Origin of the sequence: Actinosynnema sp. NPDC053489 (assembly GCF_044544865.1) — a bacterium.
Taxonomy (GTDB): domain Bacteria; phylum Actinomycetota; class Actinomycetes; order Mycobacteriales; family Pseudonocardiaceae; genus Actinosynnema.
Genome location: NZ_JBITXT010000006.1, coordinates 491,986 through 512,415, shown reverse-complemented (window position 1 = coordinate 512,415; position 20,430 = coordinate 491,986). Strand labels below are relative to the sequence as shown.

Genomic DNA, 20,430 nt, shown 5'->3' with positions numbered 1-20,430 from the left:
AATCCACACCGAACCCGGAGGCCCTCCCTCATTCCAACATCATCCGACTACGTGTCGCGTGGGACGTCCACAACCTCCCAGGGCAGTACAGCTAGTCCTCGCGGCGGCGACGGCGGCGCGGCGAGTCGCCCCCGCCGAACGCGGCCAGCAGCTCGCTGACCGACTTGCCGTCGGCGTGCGCGCCCGCGGGCTCCGCAGGCTCGGGCGCGCCGCGCCGACCGGCGGGCCGCTCGTCCTCCCAGGAGTCCCAACCGTCGTCGACCCGACGCCTGCCGCCCGCGTCGGCGGCGGCCCGGCGGCCCTCGGGCGTCACGGACGCCGACGCGGAGTCCGCCGAGCGGCCCGCGATCGACGGTTCGGCCACCGGGCGCTGACCGGTCCGCCGGGCGGGTTCCGCCGCCGGGGCGGGCTCGCCGGTCCCGGGCCGCGCGACCGTCCGCCGGACGGCGTCGGGCCCGGCCACCGGGTCGACGCGGGGGGCGCCCCGCCGGGCGGGCTCGCCGACCGGTCGGTGCTCGCCGGTCAGGTCACGGCCCGCGGGGCGGCGGACCTCCACCGGCTGGTGCTCACCCGTCGACTCGGCACGGCGGCGTGCCTCGCCAGGGCGGTGCTCCGCGGAACGGTGCTCGACGGGACGGTGCTCGGCCGTCGGGTCGGCCGGTCGCCGCGGCTCCGCCGGGCGGTCACCGGGCAGGTCGACGCGCGCCGAGGTCCGGCGGACCTCCGTGCGGTCGGCCGAGTCGGCACGGGGTGCGGGGCGGCGGGCCTCCACGGGCCGGACCTCCACGGACCGGACCTCCACCGGGCGGGCCTCCACGGGGCGGTGCTCACCCGTCGGCTCGGGGCGCCGGCGCGGCTCCACCGGCCGGTGCTCGCCGGTCAGCTCCGCCCGTGCCGCCGAGGGCCGGCGGGGGTCCGCGGCCGCCGGGCGCTCGCCCGAACCCGGACCGGACTCCGCCCGCGGCTCGGCCGGCCGCCGCGCGGGACCGTCCGCCACCGCCTCCCGGCTGATCATCTCGGTGCGCTCGGCCACCCGGCTGCGCCGCTGCACGGTGTGCTCGGTCTTCGACGGCTCGGCGGGCCGACCGGCCGACAACCGCGCGGCCGCGTCCCGGCCCACCCGCTCGGTCGGGTCCGGCTCCCGCCGCACCACCACCGGCGGCGTCGGGCGGGCCTGCGCCGTCGGCCGGGCCGCCTCACGCCGCACCGGCTGCGCCTGCTCGCGCCGCGCGGGCTCGGGGCGCGTCGGTTCGGGACGCCGCACCTGGTCCTTCCGGGAGGTGTCGACGGCGACCCGCTCGATCAGCTCCGTCCGCTCCACCCGCTCGGCCTGCGGCTTCTCCGCGGCCTTCGGCGTCGCCGGCGCCGCGCTGATCACGCGCTTGTCGCCCACCGCCATCAACCGCGACTGGTCGGACAGGGCGCGCATCCGGGTCGACTCGGCGCGCAACGCCACCCGCTCGACCAGCACCTCGCCGCCGAGCAGGGCCTCCAGGTTCTCCCGCAGGGCGCGCAGCTCGCCGCGCAGCGCCTCCAGGTCGTCCTTGGCCTCCTCGCGCACGCGCTTGCGCGTCTCGGCCTCGACCTCCAGCTCGTACTCGCGGCGCGCGGCGATCTCGCGCTCCAGCTCCAGCTCGTAGACCGACTGCAGGTCGGCCACCTCGTCCTCGCGCTCGACGACCTGCTTGCGGTAGCGCGCGGCGAGGAACGCGCCGACCAGGGCCGCCCACAGCGCGGCGACCACGGCCAGCCGCAGCCAGCGGGCGTTGTCGCTCAGCACCAGCACGGCCGCGGCGCCCAGCGCGAGCGTCAGCGCCGCTACCAGCAGCACTCGCCCGGGGCCACGACCGCGGTCCTGCTGCTCGTCATCGTCCGACGCGCCTCGCCCGGTCATGGCGTCTACCGTACCGGTCAGTTACCCGATTGAGACCAAGGTGTCCGCATCTACTGGTCGAGGTGCGGGTCGTCGGGCGTGCGGCAGCACCGCTCCAGCCACAGCGCGGCCCCGATCAGCGCGACCGAGCACACCGCGCCGACGATCCCGCTGACCACGTCGTGGGCCGCCGCGTCGAACTCGTCCCGCGCCGGCAGCACGTAGACCAGCACCCCGGCCCACGCGCCGAGCATGATCGCGCCCAGCAGCGACGACGCCTTGGCGAACGCGACCGCCCGCGCCGCGGTCAGCGGCTCGACGGGTCGCGCGCCCGGCTTGCGCAGGATGCGGGCGCGCAGCGAGAACGCCAGCCACAGGTTGACGACCGCGATCACCAGCAGGGTGAACCCGGCGAACGTCGGCAGCGGCGGCAGCGTGTCGTAGGAGAGCCGGAGCAGCAGGTGCGCGAGCAGGCCGGCGACGAGTCCGGCGGCGAGCAGGTCACGGGGCTTGGTGAACCTCACCCCACCATGGTCCCCGACCGCTCGACCGGCGCGGTCCACCGCCCGCCGAACAGCGGCGGCCACGCCCGCGGCGCCGCTCAGGTCAGGCGGAGGTCGTCCCGGCGGGTGACCCCGCCGACGTCCAGCCCGGCGAGCAGGTCGCGCGCCCGGCCGTGCACCGGCACGACCGCGTCCGGCTCCACGTCCAGCCACGGCACCAGCACGGACGCGCGCTCGTGCGTGCCGGGGTGCGGCAGCAGCAGCTCCGGGGCCGTCGACCGCACGCCGTCCACCGTGACCACGTCGACGTCCAGCGTGCGCGGGCCCCAGCGCCGTTCCCGGACCCGCCCCGCGGCCCGCTCCAGCGCCTGCCCGCGGCGCAGCCAGCCCCACTCGTCCACGTCGCCGGAGACGATCAGCACGGCGTTGAGGAAGTCGCCCTGGTCCGTGACGCCCCACGGCGCGGTCTCGTACACCGGGGACGCGGCCACCAGCACGTCGGCGAACCCGGCGACCGCGAGCCGCAGGTGCGCCAGCCGGTCGCCCAGGTTCGAGCCGAGCGACAGCACCGCCCTAGTCACGGGTGCGCCGGATCGTCACCGAGACGTCCTCGAACGACAGCGGGATCGGCGCGCCCGGCTTGTGCACCGTCACCTCGGTGGCCCGCACCCGCAGGTCGGTCATCACCTCGTCGGCCACCTTGCCCGCCACCGTCTCGATCAGGTCGTACGGCCCGCCCGCCACGATCGCCGCCGCGCGCTCGGCCAGCTCGCCGTAGTGCAGGGTTTCGCGCAGGTCGTCGGTGGCCGCCGCCCGGGACAGGTCCAGCCACGCGGTGATGTCGACCAGGAAGTCCTGGCCGTCGCGCTTCTCGTGCTCGAACACGCCGTGGAACCCGCGCACCCGCAGTCCCCGCAGCGAGATCCGGTCAGCCACCGCCACGCCTCCACGCCCCGGCCACCGCGACCGCGTCCAACGACCGGTCCACGTCGTGCACCCGCACGCCCCACGCGCCGAGGAACGCCGCCAGCGCCGACACCGCCGCGGTCGCGTCCTCCCGCCCGTCGGGGGCGCGACCGCCGAGCAGCGCGCCGAGGAACCGCTTGCGCGACGCGCCGACCAGGACCGGGAAGCCCAGCTCCAGCAGCGAGCCCAGCCCGTGCAGGAGCTGCCAGTTGTGGTCGGCGTCCTTGGCGAACCCCAGCCCGGGGTCGAGGATGACGTCCTCGGCGGCCACGCCGGCGGCCAGGGCCGCGTCGACCTGGCGGCACAGCTCCTCGCGCACCTCGCGCACCACGTCGTCGTACACGGCCAGCCGGTCCATGCCGCTGCTGTGCCCGCGCCAGTGCATGAGCACGTACGGCACGCCCGCGGACGCCACGAGCGGGGCCATCGCCGGGTCCGCCAAGCCGCCGGACACGTCGTTCACCAGCGACGCGCCCGCCTCCAGCGCCGCGCCCGCCACCTCGGCCCGCGTGGTGTCCACGCTGACCGGCACGCCCTCCGCGACCAGCGCCTCGACCACGGGCGTGACGCGCGCGGCCTCCACCGACGCCGGCACCCGGTCCGCGCCGGGCCGCGTCGACTCGCCGCCGACGTCCACCAGGTCCGCGCCGCGCCGGAACATGGCCACGCCGTGCGCCACGGCGTCGTCCACGTCGAGGTACCGCCCGCCGTCGGAGAACGAGTCCGGCGTGACGTTGAGCACCCCCATCACCACGCAGTGCGCGGGCCTGGGCACGCTCACCGGGTACGTCCCCTGATCAGTTCGATCGCCTCGGCGCGCGTCGACGCCGAGGTGCGCAGCAGCCCGCGCACCGCCGACGTCGTGGTCCGCGAGCCGGGCTTGCGCACGCCCCGCATGGCCATGCACAGGTGCTCCGCCTCGACCACGACGATCACGCCGCGCGGCTCCAGCCGCCGCACCAGGGCGTCCGCGACCTGCGACGTGAGCCGCTCCTGCACCTGCGGCCGCTTGGCGTACAGGTCGACCAGCCTGGCCAGCTTCGACAGCCCGGTGACCCGGCCGTGCTCGTTCGGGATGTACCCGACGTGCGCCACGCCGTGGAACGGCAGCAGGTGGTGCTCGCAGAACGAGAACATCGGGATGTCGGTGACGAGCACCAGCTCCTCGTGGCTCTCGTCGAACGTCCGGGCCAGCACGCCGTCCGGGTCGGTGTGCAGCCCGGCGAACAGCTCCCGGTACGCCCGCGCCACCCGGGCCGGGGTGTCCCGCAGCCCCTCGCGCTCCGGGTCCTCGCCGCACGCGAGCAGCAGCTCGCGCACCGCCTCCTCGGCCCGCTTCTGGTCGAAGGGCCGGCGCGCGAGACCGGCCCCCCCGTTCACGGAGGGGCCGGTCTGGTCGATCGCGGTGCCGTGCTCGGTCACGTGCGGTTGTCCGGGTCCGTGTCGAAGGACCGCTTCCCCGCTTCCGCGTCCGTCGGCTCCGGCTGCCACTGCGGTGGCTGCGGGGCGCCGCCGGGCACCGTCGCCGGCGTCCACCCGGGAGGCGCGCCGTAGTTCGGCGGGCCGGCGGACGGGTGCTGCGGCTGCGGCGGGTAGGGCTGCTGCTGCTGCGGGTACGCCTGCGGGTAGGGCTGCTGCTGCGGGTAGGGCTGGGCCTGCGGGTGGTGCACGCCGTTGCTGCCGTTCGGCGGCGCGGGCGTCGGGTTCGGCACGGGCGGTTCCGCGTCGAGGGTGTCCTCGATCGCGGGCGGCCACGGCTCGCCGCGCTCCTTGGCCAGCTCCGCCGGGGTCTTGACCGGCGGCTTGTCCGACGGGGTGCGGTGGCCGAAGTCGTTGAACTTCGTGATCCGCGGGCGCTTCTCGACCTTGGCGAAGATCCGCTCCAGGTCCTTCTGGTGCAGCGTCTCCTTCTCGATCAGCTCCAGCGTGAGCGCGTCGAGCACGTCGCGGTAGGTGTTGAGCACCTCGTACGCCTCGGTGTGCGCGGCCTCGATCAGCTCGCGGACTTCCTCGTCGATCTCGTGCGCGACCTCGAGCGAGTAGTCGGCCTGCCGGCCCGCCGTGCGGCCGAGGAACGGCTCGCCCTGCTCCTGGCCGTACTTGACCGCGCCGAGCCGGGCGGACATGCCGTACTCGGTGACCATCGCGCGGGCGATCTTGGTCGCCTGCTCGATGTCGTTGGACGCGCCCGTGGTGGGCTCGTGGAAGACCAGCTCCTCGGCGGAGCGGCCACCCAGCGCGAACACCAGCCGGGCGATCATCTCCGACCTGGTCATCAGGTCCTTGTCCTCCTCGGGCACGGAGAGGGTGTGGCCACCCGTCCGGCCGCGGGCGAGGATCGTGACCTTGTAGACCGGGTCGATGTCCGGCATGGCCCACGCGGCCAGGGCGTGCCCGGCCTCGTGGTAGGCGGTGATCTTCTTCTCCTTCTCGGAGATGATCCGGCTCTTGCGGGCCGGGCCGCCGATCACGCGGTCCACCGACTCCTCCAGCGCGCCGGTCGTGATGACCGTGCCGTTCTGGCGGGCGGTGAGCAGGGCGGCCTCGTTGATCACGTTGGCCAGGTCGGCGCCGGAGAAGCCGACGGTGCGCTTGGCCAGGCCGTCCAGGTCCGTGTCGGGGGCCAACGGCTTGCCCTTGGCGTGCACGCGCAGGATCTGCTTGCGCCCCTTCAGGTCCGGCGCGGACACCGGGATCTGCCGGTCGAACCGGCCGGGGCGCAGCAGCGCCGGGTCGAGGATGTCGGGCCGGTTCGTCGCCGCGATCAGGATGATCCCGCCGCGCGAGTCGAAGCCGTCCATCTCGACCAGCAGCTGGTTCAGCGTCTGCTCGCGCTCGTCGTGCCCGCCGCCGAGGCCCGCGCCGCGGTGGCGGCCGACCGCGTCGATCTCGTCGACGAAGATGATGCAGGGCGCGTTCTGCTTGGCCTGCTCGAACAGGTCGCGCACGCGCGAGGCGCCGACGCCGACGAACATCTCCACGAAGTCGGAGCCGGAGATCGAGTAGAACGGCACGCCCGCCTCGCCGGCCACGGCGCGCGCGAGCAGCGTCTTGCCGGTTCCGGGCGGGCCGTACAGCAGCACGCCCTTGGGAATCTTCGCGCCCAGGGCCTGGTAGCGGCCCGGGTTCTGCAGGAAGTCCTTGATCTCGTACAGCTCTTCGACGGCCTCTTCCGCGCCCGCGACGTCGGCGAACGTCGTCTTCGGCATGTCCTTGGACAACTGCTTGGCCTTGGACTTGCCGAAGTTCAGGACGCGGTTGCCCCCGCCCTGGGCGTTGTTCATCATCCACATCAGCAGGAGCAGCAGCAGGCCCAGCGGGACCAGGTACAGCAGCATCTGCATCAGGAACGAGTCCTGCGTGACCTTGGTCTCGACGACCGGTTTGTTGCCCGCCTGGTCGAGGATGGTGAAGACCTCGTCCGTCGCGCTCGCCGGGTACTGCGCGCGCACGCGGTTGCTGCCCTCGACGGTCACCCCGTCGTTGAGGGTGAGCTTGAGGAGCTGCTCCTTGTCCTCGATCGTGGCTTCTTTGACCTGGCCGTCCCTGATCTGTTGCAGTGCCTGGGACGTCTTGATCGGGGTGTAGCCCCGGTTGTCGTCGAAGAGCACGTTGAAGGCGTAAAAGAGCAGCAACACCGCCACGATCCACAGCAGCGGGTTGCGAAGCAGGCGCTTGCGGTCCATGCACTTACGGCCGGCGGGCGGCCTCGACCCTCCCTGACTTGTCGACGGGCGCAGACGGGCACACCCGTCCGACCAGACTACCGCCCATGGCTCGGGCGAAGCGCTCCGCGTGCGGGCCCTGTCGCTTCCTGCCGGACCAACGGGCGAACCGGTCCCGGGGTTCCCCGTGGTGACCGCGAACACGCGTCCCAGGTCGAGAAGGTTCAGCCGGTCGAAGGACTCGATCATGAACCGGTCCGGGATCGAGCCCGTAACACCTACATGGGGTCACCTGTTACTACCAGGTAGCCACCATTCGAGGGTCACCCACGTGATCTGTACCACGGGAGTTTGCCAGGTGAAGGGGTCGTGTCATCCTCGGCAACTACCGAGTGTTCCTCACACACCCGAAAGGGTGACACCGACTGAAGGTACGAAGCATGTCAGCTCGCCACCCCGCCGGCCGTCGCCGCCTGCGCCGCGCCCTCCTGCCCGTCGGCGCGCTCGTCGGCGTCCTCGCCGCCGCGGGCGTCACCGTGGTGGCGCTGCGGGCCACCGGCGGTCCCGAGTGCCGGGGGACCCTGCCGCTCAAGGTCGCGGTGACCCCGGCGGTCGAGGGGGTCGTGCGCGGCGCCGCCGACGACTACCAGGCCACCCAGCCGGTGGTGGACGGCAGGTGCGTGCAGGTGCAGGTCGAGGCGCGCGGTGCGGCCGACGTGGCCGACGAGCTGCCGACCGCCCAGATCAACCCGCCCGCGCTGTGGGTGCCGGACTCGTCCATGTGGGCGGCCCAGGCGCAGCGGCAGACCGGTGAGGAGGGCGTCGAGCCGCCGCGGCTGGAGGTCCTCGACCCGCTGGCCGGCTCACCGCTGGTCATCGCGGGTTCCGAGGGGTCCATGAGCGCGCTCGGCTGGCCGATCTCGCCCGTGAGCTGGGCGCGGGTCGTCGACCCGAAGGTGCCGGTGACGTTGAGCGACCCGACCGCGTCCACCGAGGGCCTGGCCACGCTGGCGGTGATCCGGGCGCAGCTCGGCAACCCCGACGGCACGCCCAAGCCGGAGCTGATCGGCGCGCTGCTGCGGGTCGGCCGCAATGCGCTGCCGTCCGTGCGCGACGCGTTCGGCAAGGTGGTGCAGGGCGCGGAGGACGCGCCGGTGTTCACGGCCTCCGAGCAGGCCGTGCTGGCGGCCAACCGGGCGGCCGGGTCGCGGCGGGCCGTCGCCTCCTACCCGAAGGAGGGCACGGTCGCGTTCGACTACCCCCTGGTGCGGGTGATCCGGTCGACCGAGCAGGCGGGCACGGCGCAGGCCGCCGCGGGCTTCGAGCAGGCGCTGCGCACCGCCCGCACCGCGCAGCGGTTCGCCGAGGCCGGGTTCCGCGCGCCCGACGGCAGGGCGCCCGGCGGGTGGACCAACGAGCGGGACGGCGTGCGGGGCGACGACGTGACCGTGCTGAAGACGCCGGACCCCGACCAGGTGGCGGAGCTGCTGCGCACGTGGGGCGCGGTGAGCTTGGACACCCGGCTGCTCGCGGTGCTGGACGTGTCCGGCTCGATGGCCGAGAAGATGAGCAACGGCCAGACCCGGGTCGAGGCGGCCCGGGAGGCGGCGCTGACCGCGTTGGGCATGCTGCCCGACACCTCGGAGATCGGCCTGTGGGCGTTCTCGACGGACAAGAAGCCGCCGAACGACTGGATCGAGCTGGTGCCGGTGGGCCCGCTGGGCGAGCCGATCAACGGCGCGCCGCGGCGGGTGCAGCTGCAGAAGGGCGCGGGGAGCCTGCCCGGCCTGGTCGGCGGCGGCACGGCGCTGAACGAGACGGCGCTGGCCGCGTTCCGGCACGTGCAGCGGACGTACGACCCGTCGAAGATCAATTCCGTCACGCTGATCACCGACGGCAGCAACGACGACATCTCCAGCATCGACCTGCCCGCGCTGGTGGCCACCCTCAAGCGGGAGGTGGACCCGGCCCGGCCGGTGCCGATGATCATGGTGGGCCTCGGCGCGGACGCGGACATGGACGCGCTGCGGCAGATCGCCGACGCCACCGGCGGCAAGGCGTACCAGGCGATGGAGCCCGAGGACATCCGCGGCGTGCTGCTGGACGGCATCTCCCAGCGGCGCTGCCGGCCCAACTGCTGAGCGGTGCGGGGGCGGTGCCCGGTCGGGTCCGCCCCCGTGCCCGTCCCCGTCGTCAGCCCGAGTAGACCTTCGGGTCCAGCGTGCCGATGTAGGGCAGGTCGCGGTAGCGCTCGGCGTAGTCCAGGCCGTAGCCGACCACGAACTCGTTCGGGATCTCGAACCCGACGTACTTCACCGGCACCTCGACCTTCACCGCGTCCGGCTTGCGCAGCAGCGTGCACACCTCCAGCGACCGCGGCTTGCGCGAGGCGAGGTTCTTGAGCAGCCACGACAGCGTGAGGCCGGAGTCGATGATGTCCTCGACGATGATCACGTCGCGGTCCGCGATGTCCCGGTCGAGGTCCTTGAGGATGCGCACCACGCCCGAGGACGAGGTGGACGAGCCGTAGGAGCTCACCGCCATGAACTCCAGCTGCACGGGCACCGGCAACGCCCTGGCCAGGTCGGTCATGAACATCACCGCGCCCTTGAGCACGGTGATCAGCACCAGGTCGTTCCCGCCGTCGGCCGGGTAGTCAGCCGCGACCTTGTTGGCCAGCTCGGAGACCTTCTCGCGGATCTCCTGCTCGCTGATGAGCACGGAACTGATGTCGCCGTCGTACACGGACGGTTCCCCTTTTGTCATGACTGCACTGGTTCCACTCGCAGCCTGCCATGAGCGCGCCGAGCCACAAAGCCGCCCGGCAGCCACACGCCGCCCTGGCCGCGCCACTCGCTCACCAGCGCGTCCACCCGGCGCAGGTGCGAGTCGGACAACTCGGGCACGTTCTCCTCCAGCAGCCACCGGCGCAGCACGCGGCGGCGCAGCGCGGTCGGCAGGCGCTCGACGTCGGCCACCGAGCGGCGGTCGCCGGCGAACGCCTCGGCCAGCTCGTCGAGCGCGTCGTTGTCCTCGCGCAGCTGCGCGGCGGTGCGGGCGAGCGCGTCCGCCACCCCGCCTTGGAGCACGTCCTCCAGCAGCGGCAGCACCTCGTGGCGCAGGCGGACCCTGGTGTAGCGGGGGTCCCCGTTGTGCGGGTCGTCCCACGGGGTCAGGCCCAGCTCGGCGCACGCGGCCCTGGTCACCGCGCGGGGCACCCGCAGCAGCGGGCGGCCCCACGGCGGGTCGTGCGGGCGCATCCCGGCGATGCTGCGCGGCCCCGAACCCCGGCCCAGGCCCAGCAGCACGGTCTCCGCCTGGTCGTCGCGGGTGTGGCCGAGCAGCACCAGGCCCCGGTCCGGGCGCAGCGCCGCGTACCTGGCCCGGCGGGCGGCGGCCTCAGGTCCACCCGATCCGGTGACCTCCACCCGGCGGACCTCGGCGGCCAGCCCCAGTTCCCGGCACGTGGCCGCGGCCCGCTCGGCGACCTCGGCGGAGCCGGGTTGCAGGCCGTGGTCCACGACGACGGCGGAGGCCTCGGCGAGCCGGGCCGTGACGGCGGCCAGGGCGAGCGAGTCGGCTCCGCCGCTGACGGCCACGACCACGCGCTCCGGCCGGTGCTCGGCCAGGAAGCGCTTGACGGCGGTCCGCACCTCGGCGAGCGGCCCGTTCGGCGCGGTCACGGTTGGACGCGACGCAGCCAGCCCGCCGGGTCGGCGATCTCCGCGCGGGTCGGGAGGGTGTCGGGGCTCGTCCAGACGGTGTTGAAGCGGTCCATGCCGACCGCGTCGACCACCTGCCCGGTGAACGCCGCGCCCTCGGCGTACTGGCGGACCTTCGCCTCGACGCCCAGGAGGGTGCGCAGCACGCGGTCCAGCAGGCCGCCGCCCTGGCGGCGGACGGTGAAGCGCTCGCGGATCGTGCGGACCGACGGCACCACGTCCGGGCCGACCGCGTCCATCACGTGGTCGGCGTGGCCCTCCAGCAGGGTCGACAACGCGATGAGCCGGTCGAGCACCTCGCGCTGGCCGGGGCTCTGGAGCAGCTCGATCAGGCCGCCCGCCTCGCGCAGCCGCTTCGGCAGGTCGCGCAGGCGGGGCGCGGAGCCCTCGTCCATGCTGCCCAGCAGGTCCGCGACCAGGCCCGAGAAGTGGTCGGCGAGCCACGGCACGGCGGTGAACTGGAGCCGGTGGGTGCCCTCGTGCAGGCAGACCCACATGCTGAAGTCCTCGCCGGAGACGTCGAGGGCCCGCTGCGCGCCGACGATGTTGGGCGCGACGAGCAGCAGCCTGCCGCCCTCGGAGAACGGGTCGTACTGGCCGAGCACCCGGCCGCTGAGGAACGCGATGACCACGCCCGCCTGGACGCCCGCCGTGCCCGCGAGGACGCCGCCGAACGCGCCGGACTGCTTGGGCAGCGCGCCGTCGGTGAGGGCGGCGAGGCCCTGCACGGCGGCCCGCACCCAACCGGGGCGGTCGACGACCTCGCCGGGCCGCAGCGGCAGGTCGCGGCCGAGGCCGGTCAGCTCGCGGACGTGCACCTCGGCGTCCACGGCGAGTTCGCGCAGCCGGTGCACGGCCACGTCGGCCTCGGCTCTGGGCACGATCGGGCCGGGGCGGAGGAGCCTGGTCGCCGTGGTGACGGCCAGGGCCCAATCGACCGGGGCACTGCGGTCCTGCGTCGCCGGGTTCACCCTCCTGACGCTACCTGCGCGAGCCGCCCGAACGTAGAACTCGGGGGTCGCCGAGGTTCGACACACGGGCGCCGGGGGTTCGACACACGCGTGTGTCGAACGTTCGGGACCCCCGGGTTCCGCGTTCGGGACCGGTCAGCAGCCGCAGCCGCGCAGGGCGGCGGCCATCTCGTCCAGCGCTCCCCGCACCTCGGCGTTGTTCTGCGGGCTCGCCGACATGAACGTGAACACCAGCAGCCGCCCGTCGGCGTCCACCACGACGCCCGCGAGCGTGTTCACGGCGGTCAGCGTGCCCGTCTTGGCCCGCACCCAGCCGCGCCCGCCCGCGCCCCACTGGTCGTACCGGGTGGCCAGCGTGCCGCTGCCGCCCGCCACCGGCAGGGCCGTCAGCAACGGCCGCAGCTTGGCCGTCTTCGCGTCCGACGCGTCCGGCTTGGCCGCCGCCACGAGCACGTCCGCCAGCAGCTTCGCGGGCACCTTGTCGTTCGGCGACAGCCCGCTGCCGTCGACCGCCGTGGACGTCGACAGGTCGAACCCGTTCTCGGTCAGCACGTCCCGCACCGCCTGCGCCGCGCCGGTGAACGACGGCTCCAGCCCGCGCGCCTTGGCCACCTCCCGGGCCATCGTCTCGGCCAGCACGTTGTCGGAGATCTGCATCAGGTTCTCGACGAGCTGGTCCACCGGCGCGGACTTCACCTCGCCGAGCACCTCCGCGCCCGCCGCCGCCGTGCCCGCCGCCACCGCCGGCACGCCCAACCGCTGCGCCAGCGCCCGCGCGGCCGCCTCGGCGGGCGTCGCCGTGCGCGGGGTGTCGTACTTGGTCGGGTCGCCCCGCCCGCCGTCCAGCATCACGGGCTCGATCGGCGAGACGTACCCGTTGGGCACGTCGCTGGGGTCCCAGCCGGGCGCCGTGCCCGGCCCCGCGTACCGGGACACGTCGTACTGCACCTGCGTCACCTGGCCGGCCTTGGCCCGCACCTGCGCGGCGAGGTCGTCCACCGTCGCCGCGCCGGGGTACACGGTCGTCCGGCCGGCGGGCAGGGAGGACAGCGTCGGGTCGCCGCCGCCCACCAGCACCACCGACCCCGGCTGCGAGCCGCGCACGACCTTGGTCGAGAACTGCGCGGTGTGGTCGAGGGCCAACAGCGCCGCCGCCGCGGTCAGGACCTTGATCGTGGACGCGGGCGTCTGCGGTGCCGTCTCGCCCTGGTTCCACAGCGCGCTGCCGGTCACCGGGTCGACCACCAGGCCCGCCAACGGCGCCAGCAGCCCGTTCGCCGCCGGACCGGACAGCACCGCCCGCACGCCGGCGGCCGTGGGCGCCTTGCCGTCCGCGCCGACGCCCTTCATGGACAGCGTCACGGGCGCGGGCGGCGCGGGTGCGGCGGTCGTCGCGGCGGGCGTGGTGTCGAACCAGCCCCGGCGCGTGCCGACCACGGCCGCCGCCGCGAGCGCGACCACCAGGAGGAGCGCGGCGGCGAGCACGAGCGGCCGCTTGCGCCGCCGGGTCGGCGGCGAAGGATCTTCACGTTCCGTGATCGGTTCAGGGACCGGTCCAGGTTCCGACTTGATCTCTTTCGGCGGCGGCCCGGAAGCCTCCGCGGCGGGCTCCGGCGGCACCCGCGGCGGGGTGGCGGGCGTGGGCGCCCGGAAGCGCGTGGTGGGCGGGTCAGGCCGCCTGACCTGCACCGTCGGCGGCTCGCGGTCGACCTCGTCGCCGTCAACGGTCGGCCACGATGGCTCGTCGGGCACGCAGTCCTCCGCGGTCGAGTACGGGCAACGTCACACCCTCGGCAAAGGGTTGACGAGACGTCGTAGTCCACACTAGTGGCGTAACGAACGGCGAAGACGAGCGAGGACCGCGCAGTGGAGTTCGACGTCACCATCGAGATCCCCAAGGGGGTCCGCAACAAGTACGAGATGGACCACAAGACGGGGCGCATCCGGCTCGACCGGACCCTGTTCACGGCCACTCAGTACCCGGCGGACTACGGGTTCGTCGACGACACGCTCGGCGAGGACGGCGACCCGCTCGACGCGCTCGTGCTCGTGCAGGAACCGACGTTCCCCGGCTGCCTGATCCGGGCCCGCGCGATCGGCATGTTCCGCATGACCGACGAGAAGGGCGGCGACGACAAGCTGCTCTGCGTCCCGGCGGAGGACCCGCGCTCCGAGCACCTGCGCGACATCCACCACCTCAACGAGTTCTACCGGCTGGAGATCCAGCACTTCTTCGAGGTCTACAAGGACCTGGAGCCGGGCAAGAGCGTCGAGGGCGCGACCTGGGTGGGCCGCACCGAGGCCGAGGCCGAGATCGTCCGCTCGTACCAGCGGCTGAAGGACGCCGTGGCGCGCGGCGAAGAGCACTGACCGACTCGCGCGAAGAGGCCCGCCCCCCGACGGGGAGCGGGCCTCTTGCGTTCAGGCGGGTCGCGTTCAGGCGGGGTGTCAGTGCAGCGCGATCGGCGCGGCGGGCTCCTCCTCGCCGTCCTTCGCGTCCCGCACCCGCTCCAGGCCGGAGCGGTTGGACAGCGGCACCTCGCGCAGGAACCAGACCACCAGGAACCCGAGCAGCGTCACCAGGCTGCCGACGAAGAACACCAGGTCGATCGAACCGGAGAACCCGTCGAGGAACGGCCGGGCGAGCACCGGGTCGAGCTTGGCCAGGAACTCGGTGTTGTCCAGGTCGAAGCCCGTGCCGCTCTGCAGGCCGGCGGCGAACTCGCGGTTCTCCGGCTTGGCCAGCGCCGCCTGGAAGGCGGGCGTGCCCGCGGCCGTGCGCAGCGCGTCGCCGATCTTGTCGCCGACCGTGCTGAACAGGATCGACAGGAACACCGCGGTGCCGACCGTGCCGCCGATCTGGCGGAAGAACGTGGCCGACGAGGTCGCCACGCCCATGTCGCGCGGCTCGGCGTCGTTCTGGATGGCGACCAGCAGCGTCTGCATGCACAGGCCCAGGCCCGCGCCGGTGAAGAACATCAGCACCAGCGGCTGGGCGATCGGCGTGTCCGTGCCGACCGTGCTGAACAGGAACAGCGAGACCGTCATCAACCCGAACCCGATGACCGGGAACACCTTGTAGCGGCCGGTCTTGGCGGTGATGTTGCCGCTCGTGCCCGCCGCGGTCATGATGCCGAAGGTCAGCGGCAGCATCATCAGGCCCGACTGGGTGGCCGAGTACCCCTTCACGATCTGGAGGTACAGCGGCAGCGACACCATCGCGCCGAACATGCCGACGCCCAGGATGAAGTTGATCGTGTTGCCCAGCGAGAACGTCTGGCGCTTGAACAGCCGCAGCGGCAGCAGCGCCTCGTCGCCCATGCGCTTCTCGGCGAACACGAAGCCGGCCAGGCCCAGCACGCCGATGACGTACATGACGACGGACGTGCCCGACGCCCAGCCCCACTCGCGGCCCTGCTCGGCCACGATCAGCAGCGGCACCAGGCCGAGCGTGAGCAGGCCCGCGCCGAGGAAGTCGATCCGGTGGTTCACCCGCTGGTGCGGGATGTTGAGCACCCGGGCCACCACGACCAGCGCGACGAGCGCGATCGGCACGTTGATCAGGAACACCCAGCGCCAGCCGGCCGTGCCCAGGAACGTCTCCATGCCCGCGAACAGGCCGCCGACGACGGGCCCGGCGACGCTGGAGATGCCGAACACCGCCATGAAGTAGCCGGTGTAGCGGCTGCGCTCGCGCGGCGAGGTGATGTCCGCCAGGATCGCCATGGCCAGCGACATCAGGCCACCGGCACCCAGGCCCTGCACCGCGCGGAACGCGGCCAGCTCGTACATCGAGTTCGCGATGCCCGACAGCAGCGAGCCCGCGAGGAACAGCGAGATCGCGGTCAGGTACATCGGCTTGCGGCCGTAGATGTCGGACAGCTTGCCGTACAGCGGCGTGGAGACGGTCGCGGTGATCAGGTAGGCGGTCGTCGCCCACGCCTGCAGGGTCTGGCCGTGCAGCTCGTCCGCGATGGTCTTCATGGCGGTCGCCACGATCATCTGGTCGAGCGCGGCCAGGAACAGCCCGAGCAGCAGGCCCGACAGGATCGTCAGGATCTGCCGGTGGGTGAGCAGCGCGGCGCCGGGTGGCGGCGCATCCGCTCGGGTTGTCGTTTCCGACATCACTTCTCCCCTTCTGAGCGCGGCCCCAGTCCGCCCTCAGCGATGAAATGCGGCAGCGCTTTCTCGTAGTCCCCCACGAAGCGCTCGAAGTACTCGATGAACTCGGTCCACTCCCGCGGGGACCAGTCCTCGAACAGGCGGGCCAGTGCGACGTTGCGCTGCGCGCGGCGCTCGGCGAGCAGCGACTGCCCCGCCTCGGTCACCGCGAGCACGCTCGCCCGGCCGTCCTCCGGGTCGGCCCGGCGCTCCACCAGGCCGTCCTTGACCAGCGTCGCCACCTGGCGGCTGACCGTGGACGGGTCGGAGAACACCGCCTCGGCCAGCGCGCCGGCCCGCAGCGGGCCGAGCTGGGCGAGGTTGGCCAGCAGGACGAAGGACGCCTTGTCCAGGCCCGCCTTGCTCATGTGCGCGGCGACGCAGGCGTGCATCTTGTTCATCCGCGCCAGCGCCATGCCGAGCCGGTCGGCCATGGCGAGCTCGTCCGCCCGCACCTCATCACCCACCGGGGTCGCCATCGCACACTCCGTTTGCTTGCATCAACCAACTAGTTGCTGGGTACAAGCATGCGCTCATCCGGGTGACATCGCAAACGAATTAGCGGTGACGCGGCTCTCATGGTCACGGCTCGTAGCAAGCACCAGTCGGATTCCTCCGATCGGCGCACTCCGCGCTCGGCCAACCACCTTGAGTGACGCAGGTAACACCCGCTCGTCCCCGCGCCGATGAGGCGGGCATGGCAGGTACACCCGCAGGCCCGGCGGACACGGGCCCGTTAGCTCCCTGGCGCAGGCTGCCGCGCAAGCGCCGCATCGCCGTCACCGCCGGCGTGGTGGTGTTCGCCCTGTTCGCCATCGGCCTGGCGAACTCGGGGAACGAGGACGGCACCCCGCGCGCGCTCACCGCCACGGGCACCACGACCACACCCACCACCACGACGATCACGACCACCACGACGAAGGCCACGACCACCACCACACCGCCTCCCGTGACGGTCGCGGAAGTGGTCGACGGCCGCACGATCACGGTGTCCGGCGGTGGCCGCGTGCAGCTGACCGGCCTCGCCCGGCCCGGCGAGTGCTGGGCCGCCGCCGCGACCGACTTCCTCAAGAGCACCCTGACCGGCAAGGACCTGCGCGTGGTCGGCGCGACCGTGCTGCTGCCCGACGGCGTCGACCTGGCCGCGCACGCGCTGGCCGCCGGCATGGCCCGTGCCGAGCCGACCGCGTCGGCCGCCCTCGCCTCGGCCCAGGACACCGCGAAGGCCGCCGGGTTGGGCCTGTGGGGAGCACCCTGCGCCGGTGCGGACACGGTCGCTCCGCCGCCACCGCCGCCTCCGCCCGCGCCCAAGCCGACCTACGCCCCGCCGCCTCCCCCACCGGCGCAACCGGCGCCCCCCGAGCCCCCCGCGGCCGCCTACTACGCCAACTGCGACGCCGTGCGCGCCGCGGGCAAGGCGCCTCTCTACGCGGGCGAGCCCGGCTACCGGCCGGCCCTGGACCGCGACAAGGACGGCGTGGCGTGCGAGTAGGTTCCGTGCCGTGAAGGTGGACCGGCTGGAGGTCGGCTACGACCCGCTGACCGTGCTCGACGCGGCACGGGCGGCGCGGGCCGAGGGGTGCGACGGGTTCTGGCTGGCCGAGACGCGGCACGACCCGTTCGTGGCCCTGGGCCGCGTGGCCGGGCGGGTCGAGGGCCTCGACCTCGGCACCGCCATCGCCGTCGCCTTCGCCCGCAACCCGATGAGCACCGCGGTGCAGGCCAACGACCTCCAGCTGCTGTCCGGCGGGCGGTTCCACCTCGGCCTCGGCTCGCAGGTGGAACCGCACATCACCAAGCGGTTCGGGATGCCGTGGTCGCGGCCCGCCGCGCGGATGCGCGAGTTCGTGCTCGCGCTGCGCGCCATCTGGCACAGCTGGGCCACCGGCGAGCGGCTCCGGTTCCGCGGCGAGTTCTACGCGCACACGCTGATGACGCCGTTCTTCGACCCCGGCCCGAACCCGCACGGCCCGCCGAAGGTCTGGCTGGCGGGCGTCGGGGAGCTGATGACCGAGGTCGCGGGCGAGGTGGCGGACGGCTTCCTGTGCCACGCCTTCACCACCGAGCGGTACCTGCGCGAGGTGACGCTGCCGGCGCTGGCCCGCGGCCGGGCGCGGGCGGGCCGGCCGGCGGCGGGGCTGGAGATCAGCGGGCCGTGCCTGGTGGCGTGCGACGAGCGCGAGGTGGCCGAGGTCAGGCGGCAGATCGCGTTCTACGGCTCGACGCCCGCCTACCGCAAGGTCCTCGACCTGCACGGCTGGGGCGCGCTGCACGAGGAGCTGCACGCGTTGTCGCGGCGGCGGCGGTGGGACGACATGGCCACCGCCGTCACCGACGAGGTGCTGGCCGCGTTCGCCGTCGTGGGCACGCCCGACGCGGTGCGCGCGGAGGTGACCCGCCGCTACGGCGACGTGATCACCCGGATCGCCGCGCCGGTCGTCAGGACCGGATGAGGTGGTGCCCGCTCGGGTCGTCGCTCGCCACCCAGTGGTGGAACAGCTCGGCCCTGTCCCGCCGCCGGACCCGGCACCGGCGCCCGACGCGCGCCGCCAGCACGGCCAGCGGCAGGGCCAACACCGTCAGCACGACCATCGCGACCATCGCCATCACCTCCACGGTGGCAACGACACCGTCGCCCACACCTGACGCCAACGGTGAAAAGGTCACCCCGATGGAGCAGCATCGCCGACCCGCACCGTAGCCGGCAAGCAAATCGGCGGAACGACGAAAAAGGACCAAGCCGGTTGCCCGACTTGGTCCTCATCCCGCTGAGCCGCCTGTCGGAATCGAACCGACGACCTGTTCATTACGAGTGAACCGCTCTGGCCGACTGAGCTAAGGCGGCGAGACGCGACAACTATAGCCCACCGTGCCGGCGTCACCGGCGCGGGGGTTGGTCGTTAGGGCAGGAGTGACGACGCTCACGCGGGCGTCGCACGCCGACACCGCCGCCGTGGAGGTCCGACCATGCGCCTGATGGCTATGCCCGCCGCCGCCGTGCTGGTCGCGCTGTGCGCCGCGCCCGCCCTGGCCCAGCCCGTCACCACGCCGGTGCCCGGACCTCGCGACCCGGCCCAGCCGCCGGTGTCCGCCGGTCCCGCGCCGCGGGCGCACGCGATCGGCGACGCGGGCACCGGCCTGGCCGTGATCCGGCTCGCGCCCGGCTCCACGCCGACCGGCACGATCCTGCCGGGCTTCGACGAGCGGCTGCCCGAGCAGTCCGCGGCCGAGCTCGGCGTCGGGCTCGCCTCCGCGCAGGCCAACACCGAGGCGTTCCTGTCCTACGAGCGGTCGGTCGCCCAGGCGTCCCCGCTGGGCTTCGCGGTGGCGGGCCGGGCCCCGCAGACACCCGGCACGCTGGTGCAGACCGCTTCGCCGGACAACGCCCAGCCGATCACCGGCGGGCTCACGCCACCCGCCACCCCGCTGGACGCCCTGCTCAAGGTCGGCCTGCTGGACGGCAGCGTGCACGCCCGCTGGGACGACCGACTCGGCCCGTGCGTCCGGCCGCTGGCCGACGCCAAGACCTCCGTCGCGTCCCTGAGCGCGCTCAACGCCATCCCCACGCTGCCCACCACGCCCGACCTCACCGGCCTGCTCCCCCAGGACGCGCCGAAGCCCGACGCCGCCGGCAGGCAGGCCCTGATCGACACCGTCAAGCAGCTCGCCGCGCCGCTGAGCCGACTCGGCGGCCTGCTCTCCGGCACGCCCGACACCGGCGCGAACGGCTCGCTGCTGAGCCTGCCGGAGACGCTGAGCGCCCACTCCACCGTCGAGCTGGTCGACCTGCCGGGCAGCCCCAACAAGGCCGTGCGGTCGACGTCCACCCTCCAGGCCGCCAGCGTCCGCCTCCTGGCGGGCACCCCGGCCGAGATCCGCGTCGACGTGGTGTCCCAGCCCACGCTCGTGGCGCTGTCCACCGGTGACGAGGCCACGTCCGCCATCACCTACACCGCGCCCGTGCTGCGGGTGAGCCAGGGCGGCAGGGAGCTGGGCACGCTCGACGCGGCCCACCCGAAGCTCGACGTGCCGATCGGCGTCGCGGCCGGGCAGCGGCTGCCCCTCGTCGGCGCGCTCGCCGAGGGCCTGCCCAAGCTCGACATCGGCGTGCTGCGGTTGCAGGTCGCGCAGCTCAACCAGAAGGACATGCCGATCGACGGCCCGCTCCAGCAGGACGGCCCCGCGATCAAGGGGTTCATGCTGGGCGCGACCGCCCGCCTGCTGGACCTCCAGCTGCTGCCGACCGACGCCCTCGGCCTGCCGAACCTGCCGTCGGCGCTGGCGCAGGTGTCGCTGGGCGAGCAGGTCGTGCGCGCGGCGGCCCCGGAGGGCGGTGTGGTGTGCGCGCCGCCGGAGGCGCCGCCCGGCGGCTCCGGCCAGGCCGCGCCGCCCAGGCAGGGCCAACCCCTGGCCTACACGAACGGGGCGTACCGGGCCGTCCCGATCTTCTGGACCGGGACCGCCCTGCTGCTCGTCGGCGTCGTCCTGGTCGCCGCCCTGCCGGACCGCCGCCGCCTCGCCGCCCGCGCCGAGACCCGACCGCCCGCGGTGTGAACGGCCGCGATCTGG

Annotated in this window: 19 protein-coding genes and 1 tRNA gene; 5 read left to right on the top strand and 15 right to left on the bottom strand. The window is 73.8% G+C overall.

The features are described from left to right. Nucleotides 1–91: 91 nt before the first annotated feature. From ACIGNX_RS17325 to ftsH, 7 genes are all read right to left on the bottom strand, one after another. Nucleotides 92–1,894, bottom strand: a complete 1,803-nt coding sequence (locus ACIGNX_RS17325) for a DUF6779 domain-containing protein (RefSeq protein WP_396541031.1) — start codon at nucleotides 1,892–1,894, stop codon at nucleotides 92–94. Between the two features lie 50 nt (nucleotides 1,895–1,944). Beyond that, complete coding sequence (locus ACIGNX_RS17320) at nucleotides 1,945–2,397, bottom strand: DUF3180 domain-containing protein (protein ID WP_396541029.1); 453 nt, start codon at nucleotides 2,395–2,397, stop codon at nucleotides 1,945–1,947. Nucleotides 2,398–2,474: 77 nt separating this feature from the next. Further along, nucleotides 2,475–2,957 carry a 2-amino-4-hydroxy-6-hydroxymethyldihydropteridine diphosphokinase gene (folK, locus tag ACIGNX_RS17315; protein WP_396541027.1) on the bottom strand — a complete coding sequence of 161 codons (483 nt, stop codon included), beginning with the start codon at nucleotides 2,955–2,957 and terminating at the stop codon, nucleotides 2,475–2,477. Further along, nucleotides 2,950–3,312: a dihydroneopterin aldolase gene (folB, locus tag ACIGNX_RS17310; protein ID WP_396541024.1), complete on the bottom strand. Its 363-nt coding sequence runs from the start codon at nucleotides 3,310–3,312 to the stop codon at nucleotides 2,950–2,952. Before folB ends, folK begins: the two co-directional genes overlap by 8 nt. Beyond that, a complete protein-coding gene (gene folP, locus ACIGNX_RS17305; RefSeq protein ID WP_396541077.1) occupies nucleotides 3,305–4,090 on the bottom strand; it encodes a dihydropteroate synthase in 786 nt (261 codons plus the stop codon). Before folP ends, folB begins: the two co-directional genes overlap by 8 nt. A gap of 29 nt (nucleotides 4,091–4,119) precedes the next feature. Next, nucleotides 4,120–4,743 (bottom strand): GTP cyclohydrolase I FolE, encoded by a 624-nt coding sequence (gene folE, locus ACIGNX_RS17300; protein WP_396541075.1) that lies wholly within the window; start codon nucleotides 4,741–4,743, stop codon nucleotides 4,120–4,122. A gap of 17 nt (nucleotides 4,744–4,760) precedes the next feature. Further along, nucleotides 4,761–7,028, bottom strand: a complete 2,268-nt coding sequence (gene ftsH / locus ACIGNX_RS17295; protein WP_396541022.1) for an ATP-dependent zinc metalloprotease FtsH — start codon at nucleotides 7,026–7,028, stop codon at nucleotides 4,761–4,763. Nucleotides 7,029–7,447: 419 nt separating this feature from the next. Between ftsH and ACIGNX_RS17290 the strand changes: the two genes are divergently transcribed. Continuing rightward, complete coding sequence (locus ACIGNX_RS17290) at nucleotides 7,448–9,148, top strand: substrate-binding domain-containing protein (RefSeq protein WP_396541020.1); 1,701 nt, start codon at nucleotides 7,448–7,450, stop codon at nucleotides 9,146–9,148. Nucleotides 9,149–9,200: 52 nt separating this feature from the next. On the opposite strand, the gene hpt is transcribed toward ACIGNX_RS17290, so the two are convergent. The 4 genes from hpt to dacB form a co-directional block, all read right to left on the bottom strand. Further along, nucleotides 9,201–9,752 carry a hypoxanthine phosphoribosyltransferase gene (gene hpt / locus ACIGNX_RS17285; RefSeq protein ID WP_396541073.1) on the bottom strand — a complete coding sequence of 184 codons (552 nt, stop codon included), beginning with the start codon at nucleotides 9,750–9,752 and terminating at the stop codon, nucleotides 9,201–9,203. Nucleotides 9,753–9,769: 17 nt separating this feature from the next. Next, on the bottom strand, nucleotides 9,770–10,690 hold the full coding sequence (gene tilS, locus ACIGNX_RS17280) for a tRNA lysidine(34) synthetase TilS (protein ID WP_396541018.1): 921 nt from the start codon (nucleotides 10,688–10,690) through the stop codon (nucleotides 9,770–9,772). After that, a complete protein-coding gene (locus ACIGNX_RS17275; RefSeq protein ID WP_396541016.1) occupies nucleotides 10,687–11,700 on the bottom strand; it encodes a zinc-dependent metalloprotease in 1,014 nt (337 codons plus the stop codon). The genes tilS and ACIGNX_RS17275 overlap by 4 nt, the downstream gene beginning before the upstream one ends. A 135-nt stretch (nucleotides 11,701–11,835) precedes the next feature. After that, entirely contained in the window at nucleotides 11,836–13,185 is a 1,350-nt protein-coding gene (gene dacB, locus ACIGNX_RS17270) for a D-alanyl-D-alanine carboxypeptidase/D-alanyl-D-alanine-endopeptidase (RefSeq protein WP_396541014.1), read from the bottom strand. 381 nt (nucleotides 13,186–13,566) lie between these two features. On the opposite strand from dacB, the gene ACIGNX_RS17265 reads away from it, so the two are divergent. Continuing rightward, nucleotides 13,567–14,070: an inorganic diphosphatase gene (locus ACIGNX_RS17265; RefSeq protein ID WP_378082753.1), complete on the top strand. Its 504-nt coding sequence runs from the start codon at nucleotides 13,567–13,569 to the stop codon at nucleotides 14,068–14,070. Nucleotides 14,071–14,148: 78 nt separating this feature from the next. Here the strand turns inward: ACIGNX_RS17265 and ACIGNX_RS17260 are convergent, their stop codons facing one another. Then, nucleotides 14,149–15,825 carry an MDR family MFS transporter gene (locus tag ACIGNX_RS17260; protein ID WP_396541012.1) on the bottom strand — a complete coding sequence of 559 codons (1,677 nt, stop codon included), beginning with the start codon at nucleotides 15,823–15,825 and terminating at the stop codon, nucleotides 14,149–14,151. Then, the gene (locus ACIGNX_RS17255; RefSeq protein ID WP_396541010.1) at nucleotides 15,825–16,340 is read right to left on the bottom strand and encodes a MarR family winged helix-turn-helix transcriptional regulator; all 516 of its coding nucleotides are present in this window, start codon (nucleotides 16,338–16,340) and stop codon (nucleotides 15,825–15,827) included. The genes ACIGNX_RS17260 and ACIGNX_RS17255 overlap by 1 nt, the downstream gene beginning before the upstream one ends. 218 nt (nucleotides 16,341–16,558) lie before the next feature. Between ACIGNX_RS17255 and ACIGNX_RS17250 the strand changes: the two genes are divergently transcribed. Continuing rightward, on the top strand, nucleotides 16,559–17,353 hold the full coding sequence (locus ACIGNX_RS17250) for a thermonuclease family protein (RefSeq protein WP_396541008.1): 795 nt from the start codon (nucleotides 16,559–16,561) through the stop codon (nucleotides 17,351–17,353). 10 nt (nucleotides 17,354–17,363) lie between these two features. Next, nucleotides 17,364–18,314, top strand: a complete 951-nt coding sequence (locus tag ACIGNX_RS17245) for a TIGR03617 family F420-dependent LLM class oxidoreductase (RefSeq protein WP_396541006.1) — start codon at nucleotides 17,364–17,366, stop codon at nucleotides 18,312–18,314. Here ACIGNX_RS17245 and ACIGNX_RS17240 read toward each other — a convergent pair. Both ACIGNX_RS17240 and ACIGNX_RS17235 read right to left on the bottom strand, forming a co-directional pair. Next, nucleotides 18,301–18,468, bottom strand: a complete 168-nt coding sequence (locus ACIGNX_RS17240; RefSeq protein ID WP_396541004.1) for a hypothetical protein — start codon at nucleotides 18,466–18,468, stop codon at nucleotides 18,301–18,303. The two genes, ACIGNX_RS17245 and ACIGNX_RS17240, sit on opposite strands and share 14 nt — an antisense overlap. 164 nt (nucleotides 18,469–18,632) lie before the next feature. Continuing rightward, nucleotides 18,633–18,706 (bottom strand) — tRNA-Thr (locus ACIGNX_RS17235). Nucleotides 18,707–18,828: 122 nt separating this feature from the next. On the opposite strand from ACIGNX_RS17235, the gene ACIGNX_RS17230 reads away from it, so the two are divergent. Further along, nucleotides 18,829–20,415 (top strand): hypothetical protein, encoded by a 1,587-nt coding sequence (locus ACIGNX_RS17230; RefSeq protein WP_396541002.1) that lies wholly within the window; start codon nucleotides 18,829–18,831, stop codon nucleotides 20,413–20,415. Nucleotides 20,416–20,430: the final 15 nt, after the last annotated feature.